General features: G+C 54.7%; 14 protein-coding genes and 3 pseudogenes. 11 read left to right on the forward strand and 6 right to left on the reverse strand.

From position 1 onward, the window contains the following. The first annotated feature begins 30 nt into the window (after positions 1-30). Positions 31-327 (forward strand): putative quinol monooxygenase, encoded by a 297-nt coding sequence (locus PUR_RS02855; protein ID WP_179033939.1) that lies wholly within the window; start codon positions 31-33, stop codon positions 325-327. 259 nt (positions 328-586) lie between these two features. Here PUR_RS02855 and PUR_RS02860 read toward each other — a convergent pair whose 3' ends face one another. Continuing rightward, positions 587-1,366, reverse strand: coding sequence for a carbon-nitrogen family hydrolase (locus tag PUR_RS02860; RefSeq protein WP_179033940.1), 780 nt, complete (start codon positions 1,364-1,366; stop codon positions 587-589). Between the two features lie 159 nt (positions 1,367-1,525). Between PUR_RS02860 and PUR_RS02865 the strand changes: the two genes are divergently transcribed. The 4 genes from PUR_RS02865 (at position 1,526) to PUR_RS02880 (ending at position 5,114) form a co-directional block, all read left to right on the forward strand. After that, on the forward strand, positions 1,526-1,906 hold the full coding sequence (locus PUR_RS02865) for a hypothetical protein (RefSeq protein WP_179033941.1): 381 nt from the start codon (positions 1,526-1,528) through the stop codon (positions 1,904-1,906). A gap of 127 nt (positions 1,907-2,033) precedes the next feature. Beyond that, a complete protein-coding gene (locus PUR_RS02870; RefSeq protein WP_124697130.1) occupies positions 2,034-2,360 on the forward strand; it encodes an ArsR/SmtB family transcription factor in 327 nt (108 codons plus the stop codon). 155 nt (positions 2,361-2,515) lie between these two features. Further along, complete coding sequence (locus PUR_RS02875; protein WP_179033942.1) at positions 2,516-4,276, forward strand: SulP family inorganic anion transporter; 1,761 nt, start codon at positions 2,516-2,518, stop codon at positions 4,274-4,276. Between the two features lie 148 nt (positions 4,277-4,424). Continuing rightward, on the forward strand, positions 4,425-5,114 hold the full coding sequence (locus PUR_RS02880) for a DUF1361 domain-containing protein (protein WP_179033943.1): 690 nt from the start codon (positions 4,425-4,427) through the stop codon (positions 5,112-5,114). On the opposite strand, the gene PUR_RS02885 is transcribed toward PUR_RS02880, so the two are convergent. Continuing rightward, complete coding sequence (locus tag PUR_RS02885) at positions 5,111-5,428, reverse strand: MGMT family protein (protein ID WP_179033944.1); 318 nt, start codon at positions 5,426-5,428, stop codon at positions 5,111-5,113. The genes PUR_RS02880 and PUR_RS02885 overlap by 4 nt on opposite strands. Before the next feature lie 218 nt (positions 5,429-5,646). Between PUR_RS02885 and PUR_RS02890 the strand changes: the two genes are divergently transcribed. From PUR_RS02890 to PUR_RS02915, 6 genes and pseudogenes are all read left to right on the forward strand, one after another. Continuing rightward, entirely contained in the window at positions 5,647-6,282 is a 636-nt protein-coding gene (locus PUR_RS02890; RefSeq protein ID WP_232101693.1) for an alpha/beta hydrolase, read from the forward strand. 47 nt (positions 6,283-6,329) lie between these two features. Further along, the gene (locus PUR_RS02895; protein ID WP_179033946.1) at positions 6,330-6,626 is read left to right on the forward strand and encodes an antibiotic biosynthesis monooxygenase family protein; all 297 of its coding nucleotides are present in this window, start codon (positions 6,330-6,332) and stop codon (positions 6,624-6,626) included. Between the two features lie 24 nt (positions 6,627-6,650). Beyond that, positions 6,651-7,196, forward strand: a complete 546-nt coding sequence (locus PUR_RS02900) for a DUF1697 domain-containing protein (protein ID WP_179033947.1) — start codon at positions 6,651-6,653, stop codon at positions 7,194-7,196. A gap of 687 nt (positions 7,197-7,883) precedes the next feature. Next, positions 7,884-10,194 (forward strand): annotated as a pseudogene (locus PUR_RS02905) (glycosyltransferase family 39 protein). A gap of 89 nt (positions 10,195-10,283) precedes the next feature. Continuing rightward, positions 10,284-11,270 carry a glycosyltransferase family 2 protein gene (locus tag PUR_RS02910; RefSeq protein ID WP_179033948.1) on the forward strand — a complete coding sequence of 329 codons (987 nt, stop codon included), beginning with the start codon at positions 10,284-10,286 and terminating at the stop codon, positions 11,268-11,270. A 367-nt stretch (positions 11,271-11,637) separates the two neighbouring features. Continuing rightward, positions 11,638-11,952, forward strand: a pseudogene (locus PUR_RS02915) (hypothetical protein); the annotation flags it as partial. A 71-nt stretch (positions 11,953-12,023) separates the two neighbouring features. On the opposite strand, the gene PUR_RS02920 reads toward PUR_RS02915, so the two are convergent. From PUR_RS02920 to PUR_RS02935, 4 genes and pseudogenes are all read right to left on the reverse strand, one after another. After that, positions 12,024-13,787, reverse strand: a complete 1,764-nt coding sequence (locus PUR_RS02920) for a glycoside hydrolase family 2 protein (RefSeq protein WP_179033949.1) — start codon at positions 13,785-13,787, stop codon at positions 12,024-12,026. After that, on the reverse strand, positions 13,784-15,832 hold the full coding sequence (locus PUR_RS02925) for an alpha-L-arabinofuranosidase C-terminal domain-containing protein (protein ID WP_179033950.1): 2,049 nt from the start codon (positions 15,830-15,832) through the stop codon (positions 13,784-13,786). The genes PUR_RS02920 and PUR_RS02925 overlap by 4 nt, the downstream gene beginning before the upstream one ends. A gap of 19 nt (positions 15,833-15,851) precedes the next feature. Continuing rightward, positions 15,852-16,779, reverse strand: a pseudogene (locus tag PUR_RS02930) (carbohydrate ABC transporter permease). Then, positions 16,773-17,756 carry an ABC transporter permease gene (locus tag PUR_RS02935; protein WP_179033951.1) on the reverse strand — a complete coding sequence of 328 codons (984 nt, stop codon included), beginning with the start codon at positions 17,754-17,756 and terminating at the stop codon, positions 16,773-16,775. The pseudogene PUR_RS02930 and the gene PUR_RS02935 overlap by 7 nt, the downstream one beginning before the upstream one ends. Between the last annotated feature and the right edge of the window lie 32 nt (positions 17,757-17,788).

Consider the following 17,788-nt stretch of genomic DNA (forward strand, 5'->3'; position numbering starts at 1 on the left):
AGGAACACGACAAGGAGGGAAATCGAAATTATGATCATTATTCATGCCGTTTTTCATGTGAATCCGGAACGCAGAGAGACCTTTTTGGTCGAGACGGGGCCGCTGGTGGCCGCTAGCCAGGCGGAAGAGGGAAACCTGTCCTATGAATTGTACGAGCATTCGGAGCAAAAGAATGTGTTCATCATGGTCGAAACCTGGCGTGATTCCGAGGCTGTGAAGTTCCATAACGCAACCAGCCATTTCACAGCATTTGCGGGCAAGGCGGGGGAATTCCTGTCCGCGCCGCTGGACGTGAAGGTATATAGCGCCGAACAGGCAAACGTGTAACGGCGGGCCTATCCCTTTAGCTCTCGGCAGCTGCCGACAAGAGCTTCCACGGAGGTTTAGCGACCTTAGGAGAAACGGCTGCACCGCACCCTTACAGGGCGGCGCAGCCGTTTTTTCATGTGAGAATTTATGGCTGAAACGGAATTGCCTTTGTAGGGGCGGCATGTGGTTGACCACCGTCATGTGACGCCAAACACCGCGCGCTTGGAGCTTTACGCGGTGCGGGAGAGGATTTTTTTGGGGCCGGAGGGCCGCTCCATCAGGTGTACAACTCGGGTCTCCGGTCGGCGAATACCGGAATTTGACGCCGGGCTTCCCGCACTTTGGCCAGATCAAGCTCACCGGACACGATTTCTTCCCCTTCGCCCGCTTCGCAGACAATTTCTCCCCAAGGATCGATAATCATCGAGTGCCCGGCAAAAACATTGGCGGGATCGGAGCCCGCCCGGTTGCAGGCGACAACATAGCATTGATTCTCAATCGCCCGGCTGACAAGCAGAGCGCGCCAGTGGGCAAGGCGCGGCAGCGGCCATTCGGCGGCGGCGAACAGCACCTCGGCACCGGCAACCATATGGGCGCGTATCCATTCCGGAAACCGGATATCGTAGCAGATAACGCCGGCGCAGGGAGTCCCGTCGAGATCGAACAGGCCTTTGGACGAGCCCGGCTGGAGATACAGGTGCTCATCCATTAGACGGAACAGATGCAGCTTGCTGTATTCCAAGACAGGCAGACCCTCGCGGTTCACGGCGAACATGGTGTTGGTTGCGCCGCCCCCGCGCTGCCAGGCGGTGGAGCCTGCGACAATGTTGATGCCGTATTCTTTGGCCAAGCCGCCGATAAACGCTAATGCCGCCGTTCCTTCGGGATCGGCCATTTCGCCAAGACGCGTCAGGTCGTAGCCGGTCGTCCACAGCTCGGGCAGCAGGAGACAGTCCGGCTGCCTTTCAGCCGCAAGGCGGATGGCGCGCTCCGCTGAAGCGTAGTTGGCCACCGGATCGCCGAAGGCGATGTCGAGCTGAAGCAGGGAAACTTTCATTTGGCGGTCCACCTCCTTATGTATAGCACTATACGTTTCCCTGTTGCTCAAAGCAACATGGAGCCCCGGCTTGTCTTCTCTGGGACAGCCCCGACATTGACAAAACCGGCTGAGGGAAGTAAAAAAAGAGGAGATACCGGAAGAAAAGAGGTAGGGGACATGAAAATATCGATAACCCGCACCGCAGAGCGCCATGGCGAAGTCTATTTCTCCTCGGCCTATGGCGAGGGCAAGGGGCAATGGCTTGGCGCTTCCCCATATGTTCTTGGAGAGGAATACGAGGCCGAATTTGAACTTCCCGAGCTCTTCATCAAATGGGTTGACCTCGTCCCGGTGCCCGGGCAGCCGCTGGCGATCTCGATGGAAGCGGGCAAGAACGTTCTGACCGGTACGCTGGAGGATATCGAGGAGGACGGAACGGCCTATCTGCGGCTCGGAGAGTCGCTGATTATGTTCGAATGCCTCGGCGAGCCTATGGCGATTGGCGGCACTGTGGAGCTTACGGCCGGAATCCTCCGCATCTATCCGGCCGCTTACTAGCGCCGGAAGGGCCCTCCATTTCGGCGTGCGGCGGTTCAGCGGCCGAAGAGGTGGGAGAAGCCGGGCTTGTGCGCGGTTACTTCCGCGGGTATGCTTAATTAAAGAAGCTGTAAGGAGCAGAAGCGATATGAACAGTGATATTCAGCAATTTAAAAGCGAGTTTTTCAAGGCGTTGGCTCATCCGATGCGCATCCGCATTTTGGAACTGCTAAGCGAAGGGGAGAAGAACGTTAACGAGATGCAGGCGATTCTGGGTTCGGAGGGCTCCGCCGTATCGCAGCAGCTCGCCGTTCTGCGGGCAAAGAACGTGGTGAACAGTGTGAAGGAGGGCACCTCGGTCATCTATTCGCTCCGTGATCCGCTGATCAAGGATCTGCTGGCTGTGGCCAAGCAAATCTTCGATAACCACCTGGTCAACGCCATCTCTCTGCTTGAGGAGATCCGCAGCGAATAAATGCTGCGGCTCCCGCAAGGTTTAAATTGAAGGCGTTCTCAGGCGGTGCGGCTGCGGAGGATCGAGGCTTTTTAGGATTGACAACGAAAAAAGACAGGAGTAATGTGTCATATATATTCAAATAATCAGATATTCAAAGAAAAGAAGGTTATAACATGATCGGATGGAGCCGATTTCAGGACTACAGCATGAGTTCTCTGCGGAAGGACCTTGTTTCCGGCGTAATTGTCGGCGTTATTGCCATTCCTCTGGGAATGGCTTTTGCCATTGCATCGGGCGTCAAGCCGGAATACGGCATTTACACGACGATCGTCGCCGGCATTCTGATCTCTCTGTTTGGAGGATCGAGGTTTCAGATTGGAGGCCCGACTGGGGCTTTTATCCCGATTCTGTTCGCCATTGGGGCGGAGTATGGCTACGAGAATCTGCTCATTGCGGGCATGATGGCCGGTATTATTCTTGTCTTAATGGGTGCGCTCCGGCTCGGCGTCCTGATCAAATTCATCCCTAAACCCGTCACGATCGGATTTACGGCAGGCATCGCCGTCATCATCTTTACCGGACAGATCGCCAGCTTCCTTGGTCTCAAGGGCATAGAGCGGCATGAGAAGTTCGTGGACAACATGCGCGAGATCGGCCGTCATCTTTCGACGATTAATCTATACAGCATCCTGACCGCGGCAATCTGCCTGGCGGTGGTGCTGCTGGCGGTCCGGTTCGCCCCGAAGGTGCCGGGCTCGCTGATCGGCCTGATCGTTGCCACTGTAACGGCAGCTCTGTTCTTCAGCGGCAAGGTCACGACGATCGGCTCGGCTTACGGAGACATCCCGAACACGCTGCCAAGCTTCCACTTCCCGGTTATTACCTGGGATCGGATCGGATCGCTGCTGCGGCCCGCGTTCCTGATTGCGATGCTGGGCGCGATTGAGTCGCTGCTGTCGGCCGTCGTGGCCGACGGGATGAGCTGCAGTCGGCATGACAGCAACCGCGAACTGATCGGACAAGGCATCGCCAACATCGCGGCGCCGCTGTTCGGCGGGATTCCGGCGACCGGCGCGATAGCCCGGACGGCGACCAATATCAAGAGCGGGGCCGCTTCCCCGCTGTCCGGCGTGATTCACGGTGTCGTGGTATTCCTGATTCTGCTGCTGTTCGCCCCGTATGCTTCCAGTATTCCTCTGGCGGCGATGTCGCCGATTCTGATGGTGGTCGCCTGGAATATGAGCGAACGGAAGGCGTTTCTTCATCTGCTCAAGACGAAGACGGGAGATTCGCTGGTGCTGCTGATTACCTTTCTGCTTACGGTCTTCGCCGATCTGACGGCGGCCGTGGAAGTGGGTCTGGTGCTGGCCGTTATCCTGTTCGTGAAACGGATGGGCGAGGTTCATCTGGTCTCCAAGGTGCTGCCCGATCCGGAGTCGGTTAAAGTGGGGCCGCATATGGTCTCCGAGGAGCATGACTGCCCGCAGATCGGCATTTACAACGTGGAAGGCCCGCTGTTCTTCGGGGCGGCGTACCGTTTTGAGAACACGATGCCCGGCGCCGGGCCGGATCAGCCGAGAGTAGTTCTCCTGCGGATGAGCAAAGTGCCGCTGATGGATACGACCGGCGAGAGCAATCTGGCGGAGCTTGTTAGGCATTTGGAAAGTTCGGGCGGCAAGCTGCTCATCTCCTGTATACAGCCCCAGCCGCTTGAGCTGCTGCGGAAGACCGGACTCTACGAGCGGATCGGCGCTTCCCGGTTCTACGATCATACGGGGGAGGCCATCAATGAAGCGCTCCAGACCGTTTCCCGGGAGCAGTGCATCGGCTGCCGGCATGCCGCCTTCCGGGAATGCGCCGCCTTGTCCGGTTATGAAGAAGCGCAGAACCGGCTTGGCTTCAAGGCGCGCTCCAATCCGAAAGTCGCCCGCTGACCGTTTGGCGGCGGAGCAAAGTGAAGATAAACCTTGAAAACCGCCCGGGCGAACAGCGCCCGGGCCTTTTTGGGTGGACGGGGGCCTTTCTTCTTCTATACAATGGGGGAATATACATTATTATCGCTGATAAGGAGAATGCAAACCGATGAAGGAGCTGAATTATCCGAAAGTATTTCTGCTGCTTGCCGGGCTTACTCTGGCAACGCTGGCCGTGTATGGCATAGTTTCGCTGCGGACCGATGATTACTACAAGTTTTTGATCTGGAATCTGTTTTTGGCCTGGCTGCCGTTTCTGTTCTCGCTGGCGGCGCATGCGTTGCACAAACGGAATTCCAGCAGTCTGCTGCTGTTTCCGCTCGGAGCGGCCTGGCTCGTCTTTTTCCCCAATGCCCCGTATATTATGACCGATCTGCTTCATTTGACGATTCGGAGCGGTATTTATATTGTTAACGGCGTCGTCCAGAGCCGGTTCTGGTATGATCTCACCATGCTGCTGCTGTTCACTTGGACCGCGTGGCTGACCGGATTTTTCTCGCTGTACCAATTTCAGACGGTGATTTGGCGCAAGAGCGGTCTTGTGGTGTCCTGGCTGTTCGTGCTGGCCGCCTGCGCTCTCGGAGGGTACGGGGTACTGCTTGGCCGGGTATACCGTCTCAACAGCTGGGATGTGCTGACAGACAGGCACCGGCTGTATCAACTGATGCTGGACAGCGTGAACCGACAATCCATCTTTTTCAGCCTGTTCATCGCCTTTGTGCTGCTGGTCATCTATATGACTCTGTACAGTCTGCTGAATGCGCGCGGAAGCAGGGGCGGTGCGCGGTGGCCGCGCTAATCCTGCGGACCCGGATCGTAGCCGAACCGCTTGAGGTCGATAACTCCGAGGTCGTCGAACTCGATGCCCTCGCCCAGAAGATAGAGCCGCTGAAGCGCGCCCTCTTCCCCCTCCTCCAGGGAGATTCTTCCCTTGGCATTGATAATCCGGTGCCAGGGAAGCTTGTGGCTGCGGCTCATGGAGTGCAGAATCCGAACAACCTGCCTCGCTCCCCGCGGGCTGCCCGCAGCGGCGGCGACTCCTCCGTAAGTCATCACCCTTCCTTCGGGGATCGATTGCATGATGCGAATGGCTCTTTCGGTAAATGGCGTCACTTTGAGCGTACTTCCTTCCAATAGTTTATGTCCTTCGATTATATCAATAAAAGCATATCATAATGATTACCGGCAACCCGTTGTTTGTTCGGCGGGCGCCGTTTTTTTGGCGTGAAGGCTTGTTAATTTCCAACGCCTATCCATTAAAGGTATAATGGGAAGCATCAGGGCGAAAGGCCCGACTAAACGATCATTCGTTTCGGGAGGCGGCCGGGAAAATGGCGGATAAGGTAATGAAGTACATAACAATGCCCTCACATTGGGGCCGGGAAGTCAGACACAAATACTATTCGCAGGGATCGGACACGCTGGCTGTTGTGTTTCCGGGGAGGAATTATCCGGCGGAGCTCCCATTGTTGCATTATGCGGGCAAGACCGCGCTGGAGTACGGATGCGACCTGCTGCTGCTGGAATACGGTTATCAGAGCGCGCGGGTCGATCTGAAGCGTGAGGAAATGGGGATTATCGAGGAAGAATGCGGGCGGGCGCTGTCGTCGGTCCCCGGGTATGAACGGCTGCTGTTTATCGGCAAAAGCATCGGCACGGTCATCGGGGGCAGACTGGCGGTCAATTACGATCCCTCCGTGAAGTTGGACTGCCTGTTCCTGACGCCACTGCCGGAGACGGTTCCTTATATAAAACGCACGGGCGGCACCGTAATTTACGGCGGCGGCGATCCGCTGTTCAGCGAAGAGGATACAGCCGGAATCAGCGGGCTAACGGATGTATCTCTGTACAAAATCGACGAGGCCAATCATTCGCTTGAGGTCGGCAGCGTCAACGAGTCTTTGGCCGTTCTTATTGTCGTTAATAATTTAGTGCATGAATTTTTTCGGGGAGCGCTGGGTTCATAAGGAGTGTTAATCCTGGAAATTTAACGGGCGATCGGAGGCGGATGACAATGATACTGGAAGCGGCAATGCTGCATATAAAGCCGGGAATGACGGAGGCGTTTGAAGTCAGCTTCAAGAAGGCTTCGCCTCTTATTTCGTCAATAGAAGGCTATTTGGGCCATGAGCTGCAAAAATGTCTGGAAGACGATCACAAATACCTGCTGCTCGTCCGCTGGCGGAGCCTTGAAGATCATACGGTCTTGTTCAGGGAATCCCCGGAGTATACGGAGTGGAAGGCGCTGCTTCATCACTATTACCACCCGTTTCCTGTAGTCGAACATTTTGCCCGCATCGAGCTGGAGTAAGCGAAAGATGAAGGAGGCTGTCCTTTGGGAAAATATATTGCCCTGATTCGCGGCATTAACGTCGGAGGAAATAAAATCGTCAAAATGCAGGATTTGAAGACGATGCTTCAGTCCCTCGGATTTCAGAACGTGAAGACCTATATCCAGAGCGGAAATGTGGTTTTCGACGGCGGGGAAACGGGGGAAGAGGCTCTTAAGGAATCCATTGAAAAAGGAATCAGGGATACCTTCGGCTTCGACGCCTCCGTGATCATCCGCACCGCGGAAGAGCTGGAGGCGGCGATCGCGAACAGTCCGTTCGAGCTAACCGAACCGGAGGAGTTCAAGCGCCTGTACGTTTCTTTTTTGGCCGGAGAGCTGACGGCTGAAGCGATGGAGCGGCTGCGCCCATATGATGACGGAGAGGACAAGCTGCGCGTCATCGGCAAGGAAATGTACATTCTCTACAGTACGAAAGTGAGCGATTCGCCGCTGTTCAAGGTTCCCCTGGAAAAAATCATGGGCGTGGCCGCCACATCCCGCAACTGGAACACGGTGAACAAGCTCGCCGCGATGGGGAGAGAAGAATAATACGAAGGAAAATCCTGTTCGTGAGAAACGGGCATTCGGGAAATTGAAACGCTTCCCGGATGTTTCCGGCTTCAGGTAGGATCATAAGCTGCTTCCGGTACTTTTCCGGCGGCAGCTTATTTGCTTTTAATAGGGCTATGACGCGTATGACGCGGCTTTCGCCCTGAAGCGGCAACAGGGAGGGACAGTTGTTTTACCATTAAAGCGGCTGGCAGCGGCCGAAGGTAGTGAAAAATTGCTGCATTGGTGCATCTATTTTCTCGTGAAAATCTCTCCCCAATCCAATACCTGCTAAAGCGCAGGCATTTCGGACCCAATCTCCCCATATCGGCGTTCAGGCGTCAAATAACTGCACAATAGCATCCATTTCTTTTTTTCAGACGAAATTCATTAGAAAACCTGCAGATTTGCAGGAAATGCTAGCTGCTGCTTACCACCTGAAGAGACCCAACAGACCCAACAGACCGAGTTGACCGAATACAATGATTGGCTGTTCACTCTATCCCTTTGGCTGCGGAAAACGATTGGATGGTATGACTCTCCAGCAGCCGGCCTGTTCCTTCAGCAAACATTCAGCCCGAATTCATTACGAGTTAAGGTAGGGATGCCATAATACATTACGGAAGAGGAAGCGGCAAGCCTTGCGGCGGGCCGTAAGAAACAAAGAGCGGATGGAGAGTGATAAAGATGAGATTAATTAGAAAAATGGGGTCCGATCTCGTTCTTTTGGCCATATTGCTGCTTGCGGCATTTTTGTACGGCTACGGGATCTGGAATGACAAGTATGTGAATTTGTACTATACAAGCGCGGTAGGAGGCATGCTGCAAAGCTGGCATAATTTCTTCTACGCTTCGCTGGACTCGGCGGGGTCGGTAACGGTGGATAAGCCCCCGGTTGTGTTCTGGATCCAGACGCTGTTCGCCTGGATATTCGGAATTAAGGGCTGGAGCGTGATTCTTCCGCAAGCGCTGGCCGGAGTGGGATCGGTCCTGCTGGTCTATCTGCTGGTGAAGCCGACCTTCGGCAAAACGGCGGCCCGGCTCGGCGCGCTGGCGATGGCGCTTACGCCTGTGGCGGCGGCCGTCAGCCGAACGAACAATATCGATGCCATGCTCGTGTTCACACTGCTGCTGGCGACGTGGTTTTTGTTCAAGGGAACGAGGCGCGGCAGAATCGGCAGCCTGATCGCCGCGTTCGCGCTAATCGGCGTGGCGTTCAACGAGAAGATGCTGCAGGCGTATATGGTGGTTCCGGCGTTCTATCTCTTTTATTGGCTGGCCTATAAGGTCAATTGGAAGAAAAAAACGGGCGTGCTGGCCGCATGTACCGCCGTTATGCTGGTCATCTCCGTCTCCTGGGCGGTTATCGTCGATTCGATTCCCGCCAGCGAGCGCCCTTTTATCGGCAGCAGCACGACCAACTCGGTCATGAAGCTGGCCTTTGGGTATAACGGCGTATCGCGTCTGACCGGGGACCGCGGCAATGGAGGCGGCGGAGGCTTCCCGCAGGGCATGAACGGAGAGGTGCCGTCATGGAACGGCGCAATGCCGGGAATGGACGGCGGCACGGGCGGTGGACAGGACGGCGTGGACGGAACATCGGGGGCCTCGGTGAATCCGAATGGGAACGCCGCGGGCACTCAAGGCGCAGCGTCCGGCACTCAGGACGGAGCCTCGGCGGACGATGGCCGGCAGGATGGAGGAATGCGCGGACAGTTCCCGGGAAACGGATCGGATGACGGCGGCAGACGGGAGTTCGGACAGATGGGAGGCAGCCGGGGCGGCATGGGCGGCGGCGGTATGTTCAATACCGGCACAGCCGGACCGTTAAGGCTGTTCCAGTCGGAGCTGTCGGGACAGGCCAGCTGGCTGCTTCCCTTCATCCTCTTTGGCTGCATCGGCATCTTCTCCAGTCTGCGCAGAAGACATTTTACGGATAAGCACAAGGAGGCCCTATTCTGGCTGGCCTGGCTGCTTCCGGTTGCGGGATTTTTCAGTATCGCGGGCTTCTTCCATCAATACTATCTCATTATGATGGCTCCGCCGATTGCGGCGCTGGCCGGAGCGGGCTTCGTCAAACTGTGGAGCCTTTACCGTGAACAGACGGGCTGGCTCTCCTGGCTGCTGCCGGCGGCGATTCTGGCTACGGCAGGGTTCCAGTGGTACATTCTGCATCCCTACCAAGCAACCATCGGGGCCGGCTGGTCCATCGGAGTACTGGCCGGAGGCATTGTTCTTGCCGTGCTGCTGGTGATGCTTAAGGTTAAGGGCGGCGGGAAGCCGATCACCAGGCTCGCGGCGACCGCCGGACTGCTCGTGCTTCTGATCAGCCCGCTGTACTGGTCGCTCACGCCGATCACCTATGGCCTGAACAGCAGCGGGTCCGGACAGCAACAGCATGGGCGGCGGGATGAGAGGCGGCATGGCAATGAACGGATTCGCCCAGGACGGCGCGAATGCCCAGGGCGGAACAGGCGCTCAAGACGGTTCCGGCGCACCCGGCGGAACGGCACCGGACGGCGCGGCCCAGGACGGCGCTAACGCCCAGGACGGCACGGGCGCCCCAAGCGATGACGGCGCCGGAGACAGCCGCAGCGACGTCGTCGGCCAGTTCGCATTCGACAGAAACGGCGGCGAGAGCGTCAATGAATCGCTGGTGGCCTATCTGAAAGAGCATAACACAGGTCAAAAATATCTGTTCGCCACGATGAATTACAGCACGGGCGGGCCTTACATCATCGAAGGCAACAAGGTTGTCATTCTTAACGGCTTCTCCGGTTCCGATGTGGTCTATACGACCGATACGCTTGCGGCGCTGGTGAAGAGCGGCCAGGTCAAATACTTCTATGTATCCGGCGGCGGCATGGGCGGCGGACGCGAGGGCAACTCGAGTCTGACGGCTTGGATCACCGAGAACGGCACGGAAATTACAGCCTCGGAATGGCAGGGTACAAGCGGCACGGCAAGCGGCACACTGTACGAGGTTACACTGAACTGACCGTCAAGGAACGACGGCTTAACAGGCGGCGCGCCGAAGATTAACACCGGTGCGCTTGCCCATCTTTTTTAACAAAGGAGGAACTGCTCATGAATGCAAACGTGCGTTATTCCGTAATTATACCGATGTACAACGAGGAAGCGGTCATCCAGGAGACCTACCGGCGGATCAAAAAAGTGATGGACAGGGCGGAAGAGCCGTATGAGCTGATCTTTGTCAATGACGGCAGCGCCGACAACTGCGCGCAGATGATTGAGGAGTACGGCTGCTGGGACGAGAGCGTGAAGCTGATCGACCTCTCCCGAAACTTCGGCCACCAGATTGCGATTACGGCAGGGATGGATTATGCGCTCGGCGATGCGGTCATCATTATCGACGCGGATTTGCAGGACCCGCCAGAAATGATTTTGCAAATGATCGAGGAGTGGAAGAGCGGCTATGAGGTGGTGTATGCCAAACGGGTGAAGCGGAACGGCGAGACGTTCTTCAAAAAATGGACGGCAAGCCTGTTCTACCGGGTGCTCGCCTATTCGACTGATATCAACATTCCGGTGGATACGGGGGATTTTCGTCTGATCGACCGCAAGGTATGCGATGAGCTGAAGCGATTGCCGGAAAAAAACCGGTTCGTGCGGGGGCTGGTCAGCTGGGTGGGCTTCCGCCAGAAGGCGATCGAATATGAACGTGACGAGCGGCTGGCGGGCGAGACGAAATATCCACTGAAGCGGATGATCAAGCTGTCGCTGGACGGAATTACTTCTTTTTCATACAAGCCGCTCAAGCTGGCCGGGCTGCTTGGCGCTTTGCTGTCGGCGTCGGGGTTTCTGTACCTGCTGTACGTACTCTATCTGGCGATTTTTACCGACTCGGTTGTCAAGGGCTGGGCTTCGGTCATCGGCATTACACTGACCTTCAACGGCTTCGTGCTGTTGATGCTCGGCATTCTGGGGGAGTACGTCGGCCGCATCTATGACGAGTCCAAAGGGCGCCCGCTGTACATTGTGCAGGAGGTATACCAGGGGAAAAAGAAGCCGCAGCCGGTCGGTCTAAAAACGGCTCAGTATGAGTCGAAGTAACGTTTTGGCCCGTTCGGGTGAATACTCCTTATAAGGGCTGAAGAGTTTACTCACTCGATATTGCGTACCCATTTCTATCCGAACTGAAAGATTAGATGCAGCATTCAGGAGTATCTGAAACGGCTGTCTCCATACGTACCGGCGTTTAAGATTCAGCATGGTGAACCGTATCATAAGTAGGGGCAAGTTTTTTAAAGAAAAACTCGCAGGAGCCTATTTACAGCATGATAGCTATAGGAGTGAGTTGGGTCACACTCCGGTCAGAAAGGTACGTAAATAGTCTTCTGCGAAGTTTTTACAAAGTATAACGATTGGGGAGGAGAATATATTCTGAGATAAACGCCAATTACAGTAGTTACAAGAACTACTGCGAAAGCCAGAGTGGTGGACGACTGAATTTGGCCGCCCTTTCTTATCCTGGCCAAAACGTCTGGCGAAGCCGGCCAACGAAGCTTACAACGCTGCAGAAGCAGCCTTGGCCGAGGCGCGCAGCTTGGCCGATGCTGAGGCTGCTATCACCGCTTTTACCGTTCGCTTCAATATCCTCAAAGGAATTGAAACCACTGAAAGAGAAGACCTTGGCGAAGCCGTATGGCAGCTCAGCCAATCCAATCACCAAATTGGCCAGTCCATACCGGAGGAGATGGCCCAAGGCTGGTTCGATGCCGCACGCGATTATTAATTGAAATGCACCTAAAGTAAAGGCGGTTTCTTAGCTTAAACCGCGTTGTGAACCATGAGCCTTTCATAAGTTCAAGTTAAATTGATTTCCTTAATCTGCGCCAACGGGATTTTGGGTATGCGGTCTTCCGTCAGAAGGCCGTTAATTTCCTGCTGTACATCGGCAAGCTGCGTATAGCAGTATCCGCAAATATAATCGATGCTCTTGATCGCCTGGACGAGACTCTCGAAACGTGTGAGGAATTCCTCGTCAGATGCGACTTGCTGGCCGTAGCCCCAGCCTTTGTCCGACCGGTAGGCGATTCCCCCGAATTCGCTGATAATGACCGGCTGCCCCCGGTAAGCGTATCCCTTGGCCAAGGCATATTTCCAGTGGTTACAAGCGGCAGTTCCGTTGACAATCGCCTCTTTGTTATTGGCATACCGCTGGAGGAAGCCGTATCCATTCTCTACATAATCATGCAGCGTCAAAATGTCCGAAACGGTATGCTCCCAGCCGTCGTTCGTAATAACCGGACGGTATGGATCAATGGCTTTGGTGAGGTGGTAAATACCCTCGGTAAACTTTTGCTGCTTCAGGTCACGCTGAATGTTCGGAACCCCCCACGATTCGTTAAACGGCACCCAGGTGATAATACTAGGATGGTTGTACTGCTGATGAACGATCTCTATCCATTCTTTCGTAAACACCTCAACTGCGCGGTCCTGAAACTCGAAGGTGGCAGCCATCTCCGACCAGACCAGCAGTCCCTTCACATCACACCAATAAAGAAAGCGGGCATCTTCGATCTTCATATGCTTGCGGACGCCGTTGTAACCCATCGCAAGTATATGATCGATGTCGGCAATGAGCGCCTCCTCACTCGGCGGCGTCAGATGGCTTTCTTTCCAATATCCCTGATCCAAAATCAGCCTCTGGTAGATGGGGGAGTTATTCAGAAGTACTTGACCGTTCTCAATCGACACCTTTCTCATTCCAAAATAGGAAAATACGCGGTCGACGACCCGGTCTTCTGCATATAGCACAAATTCTACGTCGTACAAATTCGGATGCTGCGGCGACCAAAGGCGTTTTTTCCATGGCCCGTTCGTCTCATGTACTAAATCGAATTCCACCGACAGGTCTGGACGGTCAATCGTCAGGGCAATCCGCTTCACCGGATTACCCTTCAGCGTCACTGTCGCTTCCATCCTTAAATCCCGGCCCGCTGTCAATCCATGCACCCGATAGTCGAAACGGACTCTATTGCTGTCGATATCCGGCGTAATTTTGACTGCGTCCAAGCGGCTCTCCTCCACGAATTCCAGCCATACTGTCTGCCAGATGCCGGTCGTCTGGACATAGAAGCATTCGAAGCTGTCCTTGGTCCACCGCTGCTTACCCCGTGGCTGAGTACAATCGTTGCTGTCCTCCGCTTTCACCGTGATCCGGTTGTCGGCCCCGAACACCAAATAGGGGGTAATATCAAAGGAAAAGGCCGCATAGCCCCCTTGATGGCTCCCTGCCATGATACCGTTTATCCATACCTTAGCGATATAATCGACCGCCTGAAAATGCAATATCACCTGCTTGCCTTCGGCCTCTTTTGGAATCGGAACCGATGTACTATACCAGACCCGCGGATGGAATACTTCCTCTCCGATCCCGCTGCTTGGTGTCTCGTAAGTAAAAGGAACTGTGATCTTCCGGGTACCCGCGAACTGTTCCGGCCATTTCTGCAGCTCTCCCGTATTGTTGTCATCGAAGCGAAAGTCCCATTCGCCATTCAAATTCAGCCAGTGCTCCCGAACAAATTGGGGTCTGGGGTAATCTTTCCTATACGCTCTGGTTGTCATTCTTCTCCCCCTGCTAATTGTCCTTCTGTCTTCAGTGCAGCTTTGATCTCAATCGCATAGACTGAAGACGGGCGCAGCGGGTAACCGCTGAACAACGCACTAGTCGGAACCGGGCTGGCCTTGCAACTGATGCGATTTGGTGCAAAGACGTTATTAATCTCGTCGATGGAATCGCCTGTAATCTCGTACAGCAGCGTCTCTTCGGAGGGCTCAAACCCACGCAGCTTCAGCTCGGTCTTTACTTCCCGGAGGCTGCGGTTAACGATGAACACGGTGATGAGGCTTCCTGCCTCATTAATGCAAGCCGTTACGTCCAAATCCGGGAGGGCGTCCAGCCCAAAGGGAGCCGGCTTGTTCGAATGCACGGAGAAGGTACCGCAAACGGATTCGGCGGGAAGCATCCGCGCGATGTCACGGCCTGCATACAGCTTCAGCACTTCATAGCTCGGCGTTCCGTATACTGTGAGGGAGTGGCCGCTCCAGCCAGGCGTTTTTCCGCAATATTGGTCGGCATAATAGTCGCCCACACGAATGCAGCCCCCGAGCCAGCCGTTCACCAGGTCAGAGAAGCTGCCGATATGTACCATATCACTTAGGCGCAGCATTTCATTCAGATTGGCAGCATTGGCGACTGCGGCCCCCAGGGTGTGTTCATCCGGCAACCCCTTGCGCACGGTATTCGGATAGTACATCGTGTTGTATTCGGTAATGGCCAGCTTTATATGGCGATGCTCCGCATTAGCAAAGATCTGCTCCACCGTCTGCCGGATGCTGTCACGAGTCCACTCCGGGAAGGTGGCCATCGCCTTGTAACGCTCTTCCGCCGGCGAATCCCGTTCCAAACCGAACCGTCCGTAGCCATGGTACAAATGCAGGGTCAAATAATCGATATGATTGCCCGCAATATCCAGCACTGTCCGGTTCCACGCCTGATCAGTGTGCCCGCAGGCAAGAATCACAAGGGAAGGATCCGCCGCTTTCATGGCTTCCGCAAAGGAAACGCACCGTTCCGCGAATCGGTCTGCAGAACAAGCGCCAACCTGCCAAGCACCCCATACTTCGTTGCCGATCTCCCAATACTTTACGTTGTACGGCTCCGGGAAACCATTGGCCGCCCGCCTTGCTCCCATCGGGGTGTCGGTGCTCCCGTTGCAGTATTCCACCCAGCGCGCGGCTTCCTCGGGTGTTCCCGACCCGTCGTTCACGCAGATGAGCGGCTCCACCTGCAACTCCCGGCAGAAGCTGATGAACTCGTCCGTACCGAAATATTTACATGTCCATCCGCTCCACGCTTCGTTGTACATGACAGGCCGCTCCAGCACTGGACCGACACCATGCTCAAAGTGGTAAGCACTGATGTAATTCCCGGCAAGTCTCATCATGCCTGCGTTTAGCGCTTGCGTCATCTCGAGCACTTCGCGCTTCACCAGGCCAATGTTATCCGCAGGTATCAGGGATACGTGATCAAGCCAGAACATGCCGGTGGATACATGATCGGCCCACCTTGGGTGACTGGCTGGCACATACAACCGGACTTCAGCGTCGGCACAAGTGCGATAGACGAATAGCTCCGTCCTGTATTCCTGCCAGTTGTGGCTGACAAGTTCGATGCGCGCATGGCCAAGCCGCTCTTCTGTGCGCCGGTCCACTGCTTCAATGACCACGTGCTGAAGCCCGACCGATGCCCGTGCCACGAACTGAACCTTATATTCCATTGGGCCCTTCAGTGCGGCCGGCTGGGCAATCCCGACATATGCTTCGTCGTCACTCAGGATACGGATGCGCAATGCGCGGCCCGAATGCTTCGGGGCCGGTGCTTCCAGCGCATACCTCGTATTCCGTCCATTTGTGTAAGCATTCCAGCACCCGGATACGGAGCCCCTTCCTTCAGCCTCACTTTCAAAATCCATGTCCTTCAGCGGATAGGCGAGCATCGCTTCCATATGGTCGCGAATGTCCTCTACGAAATGTCCGAACAGATAAGGATTTACCTTGTGCCCGCTGGCTTGGCTGCCTTCGATGGTAATCGTCGCGTTTGTTTTCAACCTAAAACCTCCTAGCGATTTATCCTTTGATTGAACCGACCATGACGCCTTTCACAAAATGCTGCTGTACAAAGGGATACATAATGAGTACCGGCAGGGTGGATACGATAATGACCGCGTATTTGATGCTCTCAGCGAGCAGAATCTTATCCTCCAGCCCAACGCCGCCGTCCACAGCGTCCGATTGGCTGATCAACAGAATTTCGCGCAGTACCAGTTGAAGAGGATACAGCTCTTCACTCCGAATATAAATGAGCGCATTAAAAAATAAATTCCAGTGGCCCACCGCATAAAACAGTACCATCACCGCCAGGATCGGCTTCGATAACGGTAAAATAATGCTGAGCAGCATCCGCCAGTTGGAGCATCCGTCCACATGGGCGGCTTCCTGCAGCTCCCAGGGAATGCTGGACTGGAAGTATGTTCGCATAACAATCAGATTGTACGTCGAGATTGCACCCGGAATAATTAAGGCCCACATCGTATCGACCATTCCCAGATCTTTAACGAGCAGGTATGTCGGAATCAGCCCCCCGCTAAAAAAACATTGTGAGCGTTACGATCAGCATCAGCCCTTTGCGTAAGGGGAGGTCCGGGCGTGACAGCGGATACGCAGCGAGTAGCGTCATAACGATGTTGATGATCGTGCCGACCGTAGTGTATAGAATCGAATTGGCAAATCCGGTCCAGATTTTACCGTTGTGCAGAATATTGGTGTAGGCTTCAACGGTGAAGCCTTTCGGCAGCAGCCACACTTCCCCGCCGAGCACCTTCGCCGGATCGCTGAATGAGGCGCTGACCACAAAAAGCAGCGGATAAAGTACGAGGATCATAATCACTGAGGCGATCAGGTACACGATCGTATCAAAACCCCGGTCGGCAGCCGGGCCGTTTGTCCCTCTTTTTAATACAGCTTGCTTAGACACGAGGCCCTCCTCCTTTACCATAAACTAGTTTCTGATGTTTTGCGCGCAAGCCGGTTGACCAGCAGCAGCAGCGTCAGATTGATCACTGAATTGAACAGCCCGATTGCTGCAGTGTAGCTGTACTCTCCTTTAAGAATCCCGGTCGTATAGACGAAGGTGGAGATCACGTCGCTGGCTTCGAGATTTAAGTTGTTTTGCAGCAGCAGAATTTTCTCGAACCCTATGTTCATAAATTGCCCGACGTCCAGAATGAGCAATATAACAATGACGGGAACGATCCCCGGTAGGGAGACATGCCAAATGCGGCGCAGCCGGGAAGCCCCGTCCATCTTGGCTGCTTCATACAACTGGGGATTGATTCCGCTAAGCGCTGCAATGTAGATAATCGACTGCCACCCCATGTTCTGCCAAATATTCGAGCCGATAAAGATTGTCTTAAACCAACCGGCCTCTTCCAGAAAGCGGACCGGACTGCCGCCGAAAGCCTGAATCAGCATGTTTGGCGGTCCGGTAGGCGAGAGAAGCACCGTCAGCATACCCACGATGACGACGACCGAGATGAAGTGCGGAATATAGGTTATATTTTGAAGCCATTTGCTGAAGGCCTTGCTGCGGATTTCATTGATGAGGAGTGCCAGAAAGATAGGAATCGGAAAGGCAATCAGCAAGGAAAACAGATTGATGGACAGCGTATTCCACAGAAGCCTCCAGAAATAATACGAATCAAAAAATCGTGTGAAATGATCGAGGCCTATCCAGTCACTTCCAATGATTCCCTTTGCCGGATTGAAGTTTTTGAAGGCAATTTGGAGTCCGTACAGCGGACCATAGTGAAAGATCAGATACCACGCCATCGGCAGTAGCAGCATGAGATACAGGTCATAACGATTGATCATTCGTTTTAACAGCCGGACACTGCGTTTTGAATTGCTCCTGAAAGAAACGGAAGGAGGATCAGCTTGTTCCTTCTTTGTGAATTCTATTTGCGTCGTCTTCATGAGTTTTCCTTCCTCCCGTGTCCGGAACCGCA

The organism is Paenibacillus sp. URB8-2 (assembly GCF_013393385.1).
Classification (GTDB): Bacteria; Bacillota; Bacilli; order Paenibacillales; family Paenibacillaceae; genus Paenibacillus_AQ.